This window comes from Corynebacterium sphenisci DSM 44792 (genome assembly GCF_001941505.1).
Classification (GTDB): domain Bacteria; phylum Actinomycetota; class Actinomycetes; order Mycobacteriales; family Mycobacteriaceae; genus Corynebacterium; species Corynebacterium sphenisci.
This window is the reverse complement of the sequence record NZ_CP009248.1, coordinates 1,067,749-1,079,274: the sequence shown is the minus strand read 5'-3', so window position 1 is coordinate 1,079,274 and position 11,526 is coordinate 1,067,749. Positions and strand designations below refer to the sequence as shown.

General features: G+C 73.7%; 15 protein-coding genes. 5 read left to right on the top strand and 10 right to left on the bottom strand.

The window, feature by feature from the left end:
- Positions 1-26: 26 nt before the first annotated feature.
- Positions 27-767: an ATP synthase subunit B family protein gene (locus tag CSPHI_RS04990; RefSeq protein WP_075691777.1), complete on the bottom strand. Its 741-nt coding sequence runs from the start codon at positions 765-767 to the stop codon at positions 27-29.
- 307 nt (positions 768-1,074) lie between these two features.
- On the opposite strand from CSPHI_RS04990, the gene CSPHI_RS04985 reads away from it, so the two are divergent.
- From CSPHI_RS04985 to CSPHI_RS04965, 5 genes are all read left to right on the top strand, one after another.
- Complete coding sequence (locus CSPHI_RS04985; RefSeq protein WP_075691776.1) at positions 1,075-1,446, top strand: hypothetical protein; 372 nt, start codon at positions 1,075-1,077, stop codon at positions 1,444-1,446.
- 68 nt (positions 1,447-1,514) lie between these two features.
- The gene (locus CSPHI_RS04980; RefSeq protein ID WP_075691775.1) at positions 1,515-2,009 is read left to right on the top strand and encodes a hypothetical protein; all 495 of its coding nucleotides are present in this window, start codon (positions 1,515-1,517) and stop codon (positions 2,007-2,009) included.
- 60 nt (positions 2,010-2,069) lie between these two features.
- On the top strand, positions 2,070-2,495 hold the full coding sequence (locus tag CSPHI_RS04975) for a helix-turn-helix domain-containing protein (protein WP_075691774.1): 426 nt from the start codon (positions 2,070-2,072) through the stop codon (positions 2,493-2,495).
- Positions 2,496-2,498: 3 nt separating this feature from the next.
- Positions 2,499-3,350 carry a hypothetical protein gene (locus CSPHI_RS04970; protein ID WP_075691773.1) on the top strand — a complete coding sequence of 284 codons (852 nt, stop codon included), beginning with the start codon at positions 2,499-2,501 and terminating at the stop codon, positions 3,348-3,350.
- Positions 3,338-4,240: a tyrosine-type recombinase/integrase gene (locus tag CSPHI_RS04965; RefSeq protein ID WP_075691772.1), complete on the top strand. Its 903-nt coding sequence runs from the start codon at positions 3,338-3,340 to the stop codon at positions 4,238-4,240. Before CSPHI_RS04970 ends, CSPHI_RS04965 begins: the two co-directional genes overlap by 13 nt.
- 191 nt (positions 4,241-4,431) lie before the next feature.
- Here CSPHI_RS04965 and CSPHI_RS04960 read toward each other — a convergent pair whose 3' ends face one another.
- The 9 genes from CSPHI_RS04960 to CSPHI_RS04920 are packed head-to-tail and all read right to left on the bottom strand — an operon-like array spanning position 4,432 to position 11,525.
- Complete coding sequence (locus tag CSPHI_RS04960) at positions 4,432-4,935, bottom strand: hypothetical protein (RefSeq protein ID WP_075691771.1); 504 nt, start codon at positions 4,933-4,935, stop codon at positions 4,432-4,434.
- A complete protein-coding gene (locus tag CSPHI_RS04955; protein ID WP_075691770.1) occupies positions 4,907-5,392 on the bottom strand; it encodes a hypothetical protein in 486 nt (161 codons plus the stop codon). Before CSPHI_RS04955 ends, CSPHI_RS04960 begins: the two co-directional genes overlap by 29 nt.
- Entirely contained in the window at positions 5,376-5,765 is a 390-nt protein-coding gene (locus CSPHI_RS04950) for a hypothetical protein (protein WP_075691769.1), read from the bottom strand. Before CSPHI_RS04950 ends, CSPHI_RS04955 begins: the two co-directional genes overlap by 17 nt.
- Entirely contained in the window at positions 5,762-7,258 is a 1,497-nt protein-coding gene (locus tag CSPHI_RS11855) for a DUF1906 domain-containing protein (protein ID WP_084210257.1), read from the bottom strand. The genes CSPHI_RS04950 and CSPHI_RS11855 overlap by 4 nt, the downstream gene beginning before the upstream one ends.
- Positions 7,255-8,568 carry a DUF4185 domain-containing protein gene (locus tag CSPHI_RS04935; protein WP_075691768.1) on the bottom strand — a complete coding sequence of 438 codons (1,314 nt, stop codon included), beginning with the start codon at positions 8,566-8,568 and terminating at the stop codon, positions 7,255-7,257. The genes CSPHI_RS11855 and CSPHI_RS04935 overlap by 4 nt, the downstream gene beginning before the upstream one ends.
- A 42-nt stretch (positions 8,569-8,610) precedes the next feature.
- The gene (locus CSPHI_RS04930; protein WP_075691767.1) at positions 8,611-10,332 is read right to left on the bottom strand and encodes an SGNH/GDSL hydrolase family protein; all 1,722 of its coding nucleotides are present in this window, start codon (positions 10,330-10,332) and stop codon (positions 8,611-8,613) included.
- Positions 10,333-10,344: 12 nt separating this feature from the next.
- Positions 10,345-10,908 (bottom strand): collagen-like domain-containing protein, encoded by a 564-nt coding sequence (locus CSPHI_RS04925; protein WP_075691766.1) that lies wholly within the window; start codon positions 10,906-10,908, stop codon positions 10,345-10,347.
- Between the two features lie 9 nt (positions 10,909-10,917).
- On the bottom strand, positions 10,918-11,211 hold the full coding sequence (locus CSPHI_RS12655) for a hypothetical protein (RefSeq protein ID WP_157118486.1): 294 nt from the start codon (positions 11,209-11,211) through the stop codon (positions 10,918-10,920).
- Complete coding sequence (locus tag CSPHI_RS04920; RefSeq protein WP_075691765.1) at positions 11,208-11,525, bottom strand: LtfC-like domain-containing protein; 318 nt, start codon at positions 11,523-11,525, stop codon at positions 11,208-11,210. Before CSPHI_RS04920 ends, CSPHI_RS12655 begins: the two co-directional genes overlap by 4 nt.
- Between the last annotated feature and the right edge of the window lies 1 nt (position 11,526).

Here is an 11,526-nt window from a genome sequence, read left to right as displayed (position 1 = left end):
CCCCGGGGCGGGCCCGGTGGCGCCGGTCAGCGCCGGTAGTCGCGGCCCTCGCCCTCGGCGGGCTCGCGGCCGTAGGCCCCGGAGGCGCCGGCGCCCTGGCGCAGCGCCGCGCGGTCCCGGCCCACGGCGCGCAGCGTGGTGGACAGCGCGTCCTCGAACTCGGCGAGCTTGTTGTCCACGTAGACGTCGCATTCCCCGCGCAGCCGCTTGGAGTCGGCGTGCGCGGCGTCGGTGACCCGGCGGGCCTCCTCGTGGGCGCCGCGGACCACCTCGGACTCGGAGATGAGCCGGCGCTGCTCGGCGAGGGCCTCGTCGATGGAGCGATCGTAGGCCTCGTTGCCGGCGGTGACCAGCCGGTCCGCCTCCGCGGCGGCGCGCTCGGTGACCTCCCGGTACTCCCGGTCGGCGTCCTCGCGGCGGCGGGTGGCCTCCTCCTGGGCCTTCGCCACGGTGACGTGGGCGCGCTCCTCGGCGTCGGCGATGGTGCGCTCGGCGCGGCCGGTGGCCTCCTCCACCAGGCGGGTGGCCTCCGCGTCGGCGTCGGCGACGGTGGTGGTGGCCCGCTGCTGAGCCTCCCGGAGGATCTCGTCGCGCTGGTCCAGCACGTCCTGCGCGTCGTCGATTTCGGCGGGCAGCGCATCGCGCAGCTCGTCGAGCAGGATGCGCACATCCCGGCGCGGCACCATGCAGTTCGGGGTCATCGGGACGCCGTAGGCCTCCTCGACGATCTGGTTCAGCTGGTCCAGGCATTCAAAGACGCGGTACATGCACAGGATCTTACCTGGCGACCTGCGGCAACGCCGTTTGTGCTGGTCAAAGGATTTTACGTAGTGCATGAATTCCCTGGATTGCACTGGCTCACCATAATTTTGCGGGACGGATGCGGGACGGGGCCCCATCCGGCCGCGCCGGGGAGGCCGCCGCGTCGGCCCCTCCCGGCGACCGGGCACCACGCCACGGCCACCCCCGCAAATCACCCCCGTTGTCACCAGGTGGCGACATTGGGTGTATGCTCACTGGTGTCAGCAACCAAGGGCCGGCACAAGCCGCCCGAGACCGGCAAAGGAGCCGAAAATGACCACCAGCACCACCACCTGGACCCTGACCGACACCACCGACGAGGACATGACGACCGCCTGGGACGTGGCCGTCCAGATCCTCAACGGCCTTCCCGGCGTCGAGGACGTCGAGCGGGTGCGCGGACACGAGGACGTGCGCGTCACCGCCGTCACCGGCGAGTCCCTCGTCTTTGACTTCGAGCGCGAGACCGACGACGAGGGCGCCGAGAGCATCACCGGCTGGACCTTCACCCGCCGCGACGCCGAGGGCCTGGACTACACCACCGATGGCGACGAGATCGCCGACGCCGCCGAGATCGACTCCAAGGTCGTCGCCCGCATCCGCGATTGGGCCGAGCAGCAGGCCGCCGACGTCGCCGAGGCGTAGCCCCCGACGCTCATCCACCCCCCGGGGCCGGCACAAGCCGCCCCACGACCGGCAAAGGAGCCGCAACCATGACCGCCCCCGACTTCCACACCGAAGACCCCATCGCCCAGATCACCGCCGCCATCGAGGCGACCAGCTCCACCACCGACGCCGAGCAGGACTTCGACGTGTGGGCCATTCTCGACGCGACCTACACCCTCAAGCCCCACCAGAACATCTTTGAGCGCACGGGCACCGACGCCGAGTTCTGGCAGACCGTCGAGCACTACCGGGTCCACGAATGCGACCTGGTGATCGGTGACGACGGCCTGGACCAGATGCGCATCTATGGCGCCGCCACCGTCGAGGACTACGAGGCCGCCACCCTGGACTTCCACACCAATTGGGAATTGGATCTGGTGGACACCGAGGACGGCGAGCGGGTCGACGTGGTGGTCTACGGCATCCCCTCCGCCGAGGAGCCCGGCCCCTACAACTTCGCCATGAAGAAAGCCGGATGGCTCCCCGTCGGCACCGGCGGGAACCGGGCGGTTCGTCTGCCGAAGACCCGCGCCGAAGCCTAACCCCCCCGCCCTGGCGGGCCGCGCACGGCGGCCCGCACCCCTACCCCCGAGAGGACCACCATGAGCTTCGATTCCCTGTGGGGCCCGCCCCACACCACCACCGACCCCGGCGCCTTCCCCTCGCGCACGGTCGAGCCCGGCGACACCGAGGGCATCAGCGGCCTGGAGCTGCGCCTGACCCGGGAGACCCTGGGCCTGAGCGGTGACGACCTCGCCGCGGCGCTGGGCATCAACCGGCGCACGATCCAGCGCTGGGAGCGCAGCGAGGCGATCCCCGCCTGGGCGACCTTCGAGCTCGACGCCCTGGTCACCGAGACGATCACCTGGATCGACCTGCTGGAGCACCGCGCCGAGGCCCGGGTTTTCCACGACGGCTGGCACGTCATCAGCACCGGGCAGGCCTTGCCTGCCTCCTGGTGGCGCACCGTGGTGGGCCGGGCGCTCACCGGCGGCAACCCGGGCCTGGCCGTGCACTGGGGGGACTGAGCCGTGGCGGCGCCGCGGGTGCGGGACCTGCCCCGGGTGCGCGATGAGCTGCGCGCCTGGGAGGCCGCCCACCCCGGCGACCCCGACCCCGGGGTGCACCGCGCCACCCTGGCCGGGCTGCGCGACCCGTCGCTGTGGTGGGTCTCCCCCGACATGACCGCCCTGGCCGCTGCCGCGGCCGCCGACCTGCCGGACTGGACCCCGGGCATCTGCCGCCCGGAGCCCACCGGGCTGCTGCTCTGGGCCGGCGACGCCGGGGACGCCCCCGGCGACGACCTCGCCCCGGTGGCCGGGCCCCTGGGCGAGGTGCCGCACCCGCCGGTGCCGCTGTGCGGGGTGATGTGGCAGGCCCGCGGCGACCGGATCCGGGTGCTGGCGCTCACCGACCGCGCCGCCGTGCGCGGCGCCGACCCGGCCGCTGGGGCGACGCTCATCACCGCCGCGGTGGACTGGGCCGCCGACCGGCCCGTCTCCCGGGTGCTGCTGCCCACCGCGATGCGCGACCTGGCCGGCCTGGTCGGGGCCACGTGGATCCTGATGCAGCAGACCACCATCGCCGAGGCCCGCCCGGTGCCCGCCCGGCCCGGGGCCGGTGCCGCGGCCGGGGACCCGCCGGCGGCCCGGGACGTCCAGGTGATCGACCTGCGGCGGCTGGCTCGCCCCGACCGCGACGACCCGGACAGCACCGGCGCGGCCCGGGAGTACCGGCACCGGTGGTTGGTGCGCGGGCACTGGCGGCAGCAGCCCTGCGGGCCCGGCCGCGCCGCCCGGCGTCCGGTCTACGTGGCCCCGCACATCAAGGGCCCCGCGGGCGCGCCGCTGCTCGATGAGCGGGTGAACGTGTGGCGCCGCTGAGCCCGGTGCCGCCGGGGCGGGAGCACTGGGTGGTCTCCCCCGAGCAGCACGCGGCCGAATTCGTCGCCGGGCTGCGGTCGCCGGCGACCCGCACGGGCTACCGCGGTGCCCTCCGCCGCTGGCTGGCCTGGTGCGAGGAGGCCCACCTCGACCCGTGGGCCGTGGACCGCCGCCACATCGAGGCGTGGCTGGCCACCCAGCCCGCCGGCACCGCACCCGGGGCGGCGACCGCCGTGTGCAGCTTCTACCGCGACGCCCACGACATGGGCCTGACCCGGGAGGACCTCGCGCGCGGGGTGCGCCGGCCCCGCCGCCCCTCCGGCCCGCGCGGCACCTGGGCCACCGTCGAGGAGATGCGCCGCATGCTCGACCTCGCCCGGCGCGTCGGCGGGGACACCTGGGCGCTGCTGGCGATCCTCACCCTCATGGGCGCCCGCTCCGGGGAGACCGTCGCCCTCGACGTCGACGACGTCCTCCGCGACCACGGGGCGATCCAGCTGCGCTTCCACCGCAAGCGCCAGATCGTCGACGTGGTCGCCTGCCCGCCCGGGGTCATCGAGGCCCTGGGCCCGCTGCTGGCCCGCCGCCGGACCGGCCCACTGCTGCGCAACCAGCACGGGAACAGGATGACCAGCCGGCAGGCGCAGGAGCGGGTCCGGGACCTCGGCAGGCGCGCCGGCTGCGAGCAGCCCATCAGCCCGCATTCGCTGCGGCGGAGCTTCATCACCGCGGCGTGGGCGGCCGGGGCCACCACCTCCGAGATCATGGCCGTCACCGGCCACCGCGACCCGGGCATGGTCGAGCACTACATCCGCGGCGCCCGGCAGCAGACGGGCGACGCGGCCGTCATCGTGGACCGGCTGCTGGGCGGTGACCAGGCACCTGAGTAGAGATCGGGCCCGCTCGCAGCGCCCCTGGGGGCGGCCGCGGCGGGCCCAACGGTTGCTTGCCAGGATAGCAGCAGGCCGCGGCGCGCCGGCCACCTCGGGGGGATGGGGATCGGCCGGCGCGCCGCGGTGCGGGCAGTATCGCACCCGGGTGCGGGTGGCGCTACCCCCGCGGGGGCCAGGGTGCGCCGGGGCTACGGGCCGGGCGGCTCCCGGGGGTGCGGTGACCGGACTCGATGAGCCTCCAGCCAGGCGAAATACGACCGCCATCCGGGCGGGAGCTCATGGCCGCCCTCGGCGGCCCACAGCAGTACCTCCCGGACCCATGCCGTGGTCTCGCGGATCCAGCCGGCCTGGAGCTCGATGGTGTGGTCGGCCTCGATGCGTAGCGCGTCGATCTCGTCCTGGAGCGCCTCGACCCGGGTTTTCTGGGTGGCGAGCTCACTGGTCAGGGTGTCCACTGCCTGCTGGAGCACCTGGACGACGCGGTCACGGTCGCTCTGCTCGCGCTCGGCCTCGCGGCGGGCCTGGGCGTCGCGCCACTGGTCCCAGGAGTGGAGCAGGCCCCTCTCCGCGGTGCCGAAGAGCAGCTTGAGGACGGCGGGGAGGAAGGGGCCGACCACGAGGGCGACGAATGCGGCGCCGATCGCGGCGGGCCAGCCCCCGAGGTCAGCTGCCCCGTCTGCAAGCGGCGCCATCATCCATCCTCCTGCGCTGGCACTCGACGTGTCCTGACCACCAGGACGCTGCTGCGATGATCCACCAGATGATCGCCTTCGAGGCGAAGTCCACGGGGGCGCGGGCGCCGTCGAAGCCGACGCCGAGGCCGAGTAGCGCCAGGGCGGTGCCGCCGGCGAGAGCCGCGTAGGCGGCGCCGCCGAGGATGCCGGCGAGGATCACCAGGCGGGGCTGGCTGATCACCGTCCCGGCGACGGCGAGCAGCGCCGTCACCGCCAGTACGGCTCCCCACGCCGGGATCGGCATCGTCCGGTCGATGATGGCCAGCTCAGCCGCAAGATCCGGGCGGTGGCCACCCAGGTAGTCGACTGCTCGCACGCTCGCCTCCGCGGAGAAAAGCAACAGGACCGCGGTGAAGAACCGGCCGGCGACGGCGGGCCGCCAGCGGGGCGGGAGCGGGTCATGCGGGATGGTCATCACCGGCTCCCCGGGTCAGGTCCGCCCGGGCCCGGTCCAGCAGCCCACCGGCGGCGCCCGGCGCGGCGGCGGGCCCGTAGGCGATCCAGTCGACGGCGCCCTTGGCGGCACCCCTGGCGGCGACGTCGGCGGCGTGGGCGACGTCGTCGATGGTGACCGGGTCGTCGGAGCCGCGGTGCGTGCGGGTGGCGGCCATGCCGGTGGTCAGGGTCAGCGCCAGGGAGACCAGGGGGGCGATGGACTCGTCCCAGCCGTCGACGGTGGCGGGGTCGATGATGCCGGCGGCGACCATGACGAGGCCGATGATGGCGGCGATGGTGTAGATGCTCTTGCGGATCACCCAGGGCTGGGTGAGGCGCTCGCGGGTGGTCATGATGCGCTCCTGTCCTGCTCGATGGCTTCCTGGATCCGGCGGTCGTAGTCCAGGCCGAGGTGGTCGTAGATCCCGCGGACGGCGATCCGGTTCTCCCAGGCGTAGGCGTCGAGGAGCGCGAGGAGGCCGGCCAGCGGCAGCGTCACCCGGGGGTTGATGATCGAGGTGATCGGGGTGGCGGTGGTCAGCGGCGCCGGTGCCGGTGCCGGTCGGCCCGGCGGCGCCGGGGGCCGGGGGGTCGCGGCGCCCGGGGCGGCGGGCATGCGGTCGCGCACCATCTGGAGGAAGACATCCCAGGGGAAGCCGCTGCCGGGGTCGGTGTGGTCGGTCTGGTGCCAGGCGTGGGAGACGTCGACGTGACCGAAGATCCCGCGGGCGCCCTGGCGAAGCTCCCGGGCCCCGATCTTGCGCACCGGGAAGTGGTAGCGCCGGCACCAGTAGGCGGTGATGTCGGCGCCCTCGGCGAGCATCAGGGGGGCGGACAGCCACTCCTCCCGGGTCATGGACGCCTCGGCGGCGTAGCTCAGGTGGAGCGCGATCTGGTTGCCCTTCTGCGCCGCGGCCCACGCCACCCAATCGTCTGTGTTTTCCCTGATAGAGCGGATATTGTCGTCGGTGGTGTTGTCCACCAGGGCGTGGTAGGCGCCGCTCTCGGTGCGCAGCTGCCAGGCCGCGACGTCCTCGGCGCGGGAGCCCAGGCGGTTCTCGGTGGTGTGGATGCACACGCCCTGGAGCCCGTCGGTGGAGCGGGGCCCGCCGAAGCCGAATCGCTCGGCCCAGTCCGCGTCGACGGGGTCATCGTTGATGAACGCCGGTGGGGCGGTGGGCGCCGGGGCCGGGGCGGTGGGCACCTCGGGGCGCTCATCGGGCGGGGTCTGCCCCCACCACGGGGCGAGGACCTCGCTGACGTCGCAGCCGACGCCGCCGACGGTGACCTCCCCGGGCCGCTGGAAGAGCACCGCCTCGGGTGCGCGGTGGCCACCCGACCAGGCGGCGGTCTGCCAGGCGAGGTGCCGGCCGCCGCCGGCGTCGGCGATGACCCCGTCCTCCACCGCCCACGCGATGACGCGCGAGTGCCCGTAGATCCCGACGCGGTCGCGGCCCAGCACCCGGGCCGCCGCGAGGAAGTAGTCGCAGGCCCGGGAGTTCCACTCGTCCAGGGTGATGTCGAAGTCCACGGCGAAGAACACGGGTGCGCCGGGACGGCCGATCTTGCGGAGCTGCTGCTGTGCGGCCAGGGCGTCGGCGCGGCCGCCCTGGCCTCCGCGCATGACGTCGGGGTTTCGGGTCTTGCCGTACTGCCAGACGAACGCCAGGTCCAGGCCGATACCCTCGAAGGCGTCGACTTCGGCGCGGTGGATCGGCTTGCCGCGCATCCAGCCGGCGCCGGGGCGGGGCGGGGACAGGTAGCGGACGGCGCCGGCGTGGCCGGCGTCCCGGATAGCCGCGGCGGTGGGGACGCCGCCGGCGTAGTCGAGGACGGTGGTGCTCATGGGGTGCTCCCGGGGTCGGTGTCGCAGGCTGCGGCGATGCGGGCCAGGGTGTCGGCCCGCTCGAAGTCGGTCATGGCGGAGGTGTCCAGCCCCATCGCCCGCGGGGATTCCGTCACGGTGACGGGATCCTCGGCGAGGAGGCTGCCCCGAAAGCTGTAGGCGCAGTAGTCGACCGGCACCTCATCGAGGTCGACGCCGCCGAGGCGGCCCGGGGTGCGCGTCCAGGCGGACAGGTGCATGAAGGCGTCGTCGAGGCTCGACCACGGGTGCACGCTGGGCGCGTAGAGGGTGCACAGGTCCCGGCGGGGGACGAGGACGACCGGGGCGGTCCAGGGGGCGTCGGGGGCCGGGGCGGTGACGGCGACGGCGCCGAGGGTGATGTCCACGTAGGTCAGGACGATGGTGCCGGCGATGACCTGGGCGTTGATCTCCCCGATCGGGCCGCGCGGCGTCGCCGGCCGGAGGATCGGGGTGGGCCAGACGTCACGGCCCCACTGCCAGCGGCCGTCCCGCCAGCCCCAGAACTCCCAGGCCCGGTCATCGCAGAGCCGCCTCCAGTCCGCGCGCCGCAGGTAGATCCCGGAGTCGCCGCCGGCCTTGCGGCCGCCGGGGGTGCCGAGGCAGTAGACGTGGTCGTCCCCGGCCGGCTGGATGAGGGTGGTGTTCTGGAAGAGCCCGTCGCGCCCCACCGCCGCCCATTCGTAGAGCTGGGCGAGGTCGTCGGCGTGCCGGCAGGGCTGCCACACCTCGGCATGCGGGTCCTGGGACCACCACCAGGAGTTGCTGAGGGTCTCGCACATCGTGCGCCCGTCCGCCGTCGGGGCGTCGAGCCAGCGGCGCACCCGGAATCCGCAGCCGACGTAGATGCCGTTCGGCAGCTGGATCGCGTCGTTCGGGATGATGGTGAAGCAGTCGAAGCTGCGGCCGTCGACGACGCCGGCTTCCCCGATGTGCTCGTAGCCCCACAGCTGGGTGGCCATCCCCTCCCCCGTCGGCGCGCCGGCAGCGTTGTCCCAGACGATGCCGCGGTCCAGGAAATCCCGGTTGGAGGTGCGGCACATCACCGGGGACCGCCAGTGCCGATCGGTGCCCGCCGGCACCGGGCAGGTGCCGGAGTCGGTGGTGAAGGTGTCGCCGAAGAGCCCACCGACCCAGAGGCTGGACTGCCCGGGGGGTGCGTCCTGGCGGCCGCCCTCGAAGAGGAAGCCGAGGTCGGTGCCCACGACGCCGAGCCCGGCGGTGGGCCGGGCGGCGGGGTTGGTGCCGGCCAGCTCGGAGCTGTGGCCGGCGCTGACCTGGATGCGGTGCATGGTGGCCACGCTATGGGCGCGGGCGGACATGTCCGCCCAAAATCACTTCGCCGGGTAGCGGATGCGCCCGGCGAGGTAGCTGTTCGGGTGGTCGATCACGAAATCCGGGTTGAGGGGCCGGCCGGTGCCGACGCCCTCGGTGCCGTCCCAGATGCGCATGAGCTCCTGGATGGAGGATGCCCCGTCGCGCGGCACCCAGAATTTCATCTCCTGCTTGTGGGCATCGACCCAGGGCACGATGGAGAAATGCAGCTTCGGACCGGACGCCCAGTAGTGCCCGGACCCGAAGTAGTACAGGTTCGGCGAAGTCGAGGGTGCGACGGGGAGATCCCGGATCCGCAGGGGGCCGCCGCTGGAGCTGCGGCCCTCATTGCCCCAGCGGATGAAGAACTCAAAGTCCACCATGCCCCGGTCCAGCCGGTACTTATACCACTCGCCGGCGATGCTGCCGTCGCCGATGCTGATCGGGGCGTCGTCGCGGAAGTCGCAGCTGATGTTCTTGAACCCGCTCGGCGCGGGCGCATCAGCGCCGTCGACGCCGGGTGGTCCGGGCGGACCGGGGATGCCCTGTGGCCCGATCGGACCCCTGGGGCCCGCGGGGCCGCCGACGCGGGGGGCCGCTCCCCCGTCGGCGGTCCACAGGCCCATCGCCCGGGCCAGAGCGTCGGCGACGACCGCCTGGCCTGCCGCCGGGGAGTGCCCGCCCCCAGGCCCGATCAGGCCAAGCTCCTGAGCCAGGCCGGTGTCGCCGGGCAGGATCGCGTCCCCGTTGACGAACACGATCCGGTGGGGCTCCGCCTCGGCGGCCGCCTCCATCGGATCGGTGACGATAGTCCGGTCGAAGTCCGAATTTGTTCGCCCCACCTGGGACACCAGGACCATGGGGATCGGGGTGTCCGTCGCCCATGACGTGAAGTCCACGATATCCTCGAAGCTCCCCGCAACGTGATCGCGGCTCCGATCTAAATTCTGCTCATTCGCGCCGGTGTAAACGACGATAAAGTCTGGTTTGATGGTCTGGAGCCGCTCGCGCAAAGTCGCCTGATATGTATGCTGAAAAAGCGTTTGACCAGGCCAGCCGTCATTCAGCAAGACCGCACCGCGGTCCTCGTCATCATCGTGGATGTGCACGAAATCAGTCGCCGCATGACCGCCGGTGACGGCGATGGTCAGGGTGTGCTGCGCGCGCTCCAGTCGCCCGGACTCCCACTGCCCGGTGAATGCGATGCTGCGGGTCCAGGTCGAGTGGGCGTTTTTCTTGGTCGTCACGGCGGTCTGCTGGAGGTCCACAGGGGTCGGGTCGCCGCCGTCGATCGTGACGGTCACATCCCCGGTGCCCTTGCCCTCCCGGAAGCCGATCCAGAAGCCCGTGCACGGGCCGGGGCTGGTGATGGTGATGGTCTCCCCGTCGGTGATCTCCCGCGGCCGGTGGCCAAGGCCCCGGGTGCCGCTGCTGCCGGTGAGGATCGTGCCGCCGGTGATGACCTCCGGCCACTCCGCGTCGGCGCGCAGGGTCAGCGGCGCCCGGTCCTCACGGCCGCCGCACGCCCGGTGGATCATGCGCTCCAGGCGCGCCGCGGCGCACTCCCGCGCGCGCAGCTCCCCATCGTCGTCGATGCCCTCGCCGGCGACGGTCGAGCTGCCGATGATGAAGCCCACCGGCCGGGGCTTTGCCAGGGCCGCGGCGAGCATCGCCGGCGGGCGCGTGGCCGCCCCGCCGTCTCCAGGCGGCCCGGTGAGGTCCGCGATCGGCGTCCAGGCCATGGTGGTGTGCTCCTAGGTCAGCTCGTAGACGACACCATCGGTGGTGTCGAGGTACATGTCGCCGGCCCGTGCGTCGGCGATGGTGCCCGGCGCGCCGGCGCCGGTGAACCAGCGGCTGCCGCGGGGGCCTTCGGGTCCTGCGGGGCCGGCGGGGCCCTGGGGGCCTTCGGGGCCTTCGGGGCCTTGGGTGCCGGCGACGCCGTCGCGGCCGGCGGGGCCCTGGGGGCCGGCGGGGCCGGCGGGGCCTCGGAATTCGACGCCGTTTCCGTTGGCGGGCCAGCTGGTCCCGCCCCAGACGTAGAGGAGGCCGTCGGCGTCATTGATGTAGGCCTTGCCGGCGTCGGCTTCGGTGAGGTCGGTGGGGAGGTCGGCGTGGGTGGGGACCTGTCCGGCGACCGAGATCGACTTGCCGTCCTCGCCGCGGGCGCCCTGGGGTCCTGCGGGGCCGGCGGCCCCCTCGGGGCCGGGGATGCCCTGCTTGCCCTGGGGGCCCTGGGTGCCGGCGGGGCCCGGGGGGCCTTCGGGGCCCTGGGGGCCCTTTGGGCCGCGGAGGGTGCCTTTCTGTGTCCAGGCCATGGTGTTCTCCTAGGTGAGCTCGTAGATGGCGCCGGTGGTCTCGTCGAACCATCGGTCCCCCGGTGTGGCGCCGGGGATGACGTCGGGTGGGGTGCCCTGGCCGACCCAGAGGACCGGGCCGGGGTGTGCGGGGCCCTGGGGGCCGGGTGGTCCCGGGGGGCCGGGTGCGCCGTCGGTGCCGTCGTGGCCGGCGGGGCCCGGGGGGCCGGGGGCCGGGTAGGCGATCACGCGGTCGGCGGCGTCGACTGCGGCGTCGGGGATGGGGATGGGCCGGCGGCGGGTACGGGCGGTGCGGGCGGTCATGCTGCCTCCCCTCGGGTGGTGCGGCCGTGGATCCAGGCGATGCGGGTGCCGTCGCCGAGGTCCAGGTAGAGCGTCGCGGCGGCGTGGTCGCCGATGTGCTGGTGGTCGGCGGCGGGGACCCGGAGGCTGATGGTGTGGGCGGTGACCTCGGCGGGCCAGCGTCGGCCGTCCATGATGAGCTCGCCGGCGGTGATGGTGTGCTCGCCGTGGATGCTGGCGGACCAGGTCCAGTCGGCGCCGTCGATGAGCAGCGGCTCCCACCAGACCGGGGCGAGGCCGCCGGGGGCGGTGTGGGCGATGCCGGGGGTGGTCATG

Bases quoted from the DNA above. Each gene is read 5' to 3' on its own strand.
- CSPHI_RS04980 (WP_075691775.1), top strand. From the start codon at position 1,515: ATGACCGCCCCCGACTTCCACACCGAAGACCCCATCGCCCAGATCACC.
- CSPHI_RS04925 (WP_075691766.1), bottom strand. From the start codon at position 10,908: ATGGCCTGGACACAGAAAGGCACCCTCCGCGGCCCAAAGGGCCCCCAG.
- CSPHI_RS11855 (WP_084210257.1), bottom strand. From the start codon at position 7,258: ATGAGCACCACCGTCCTCGACTACGCCGGCGGCGTCCCCACCGCCGCG.
- CSPHI_RS04975 (WP_075691774.1), top strand. From the start codon at position 2,070: ATGAGCTTCGATTCCCTGTGGGGCCCGCCCCACACCACCACCGACCCC.
- CSPHI_RS04930 (WP_075691767.1), bottom strand. From the start codon at position 10,332: ATGGCCTGGACGCCGATCGCGGACCTCACCGGGCCGCCTGGAGACGGC.
- CSPHI_RS12655 (WP_157118486.1), bottom strand. From the start codon at position 11,211: ATGACCGCCCGCACCGCCCGTACCCGCCGCCGGCCCATCCCCATCCCC.
- CSPHI_RS04935 (WP_075691768.1), bottom strand. From the start codon at position 8,568: ATGCACCGCATCCAGGTCAGCGCCGGCCACAGCTCCGAGCTGGCCGGC.
- CSPHI_RS04950 (WP_075691769.1), bottom strand. From the start codon at position 5,765: ATGACCACCCGCGAGCGCCTCACCCAGCCCTGGGTGATCCGCAAGAGC.
- CSPHI_RS04990 (WP_075691777.1), bottom strand. From the start codon at position 767: ATGTACCGCGTCTTTGAATGCCTGGACCAGCTGAACCAGATCGTCGAG.
- CSPHI_RS04920 (WP_075691765.1), bottom strand. From the start codon at position 11,525: ATGACCACCCCCGGCATCGCCCACACCGCCCCCGGCGGCCTCGCCCCG.
- CSPHI_RS04985 (WP_075691776.1), top strand. From the start codon at position 1,075: ATGACCACCAGCACCACCACCTGGACCCTGACCGACACCACCGACGAG.
- CSPHI_RS04960 (WP_075691771.1), bottom strand. From the start codon at position 4,935: ATGGCGCCGCTTGCAGACGGGGCAGCTGACCTCGGGGGCTGGCCCGCC.
- CSPHI_RS04955 (WP_075691770.1), bottom strand. From the start codon at position 5,392: ATGACCATCCCGCATGACCCGCTCCCGCCCCGCTGGCGGCCCGCCGTC.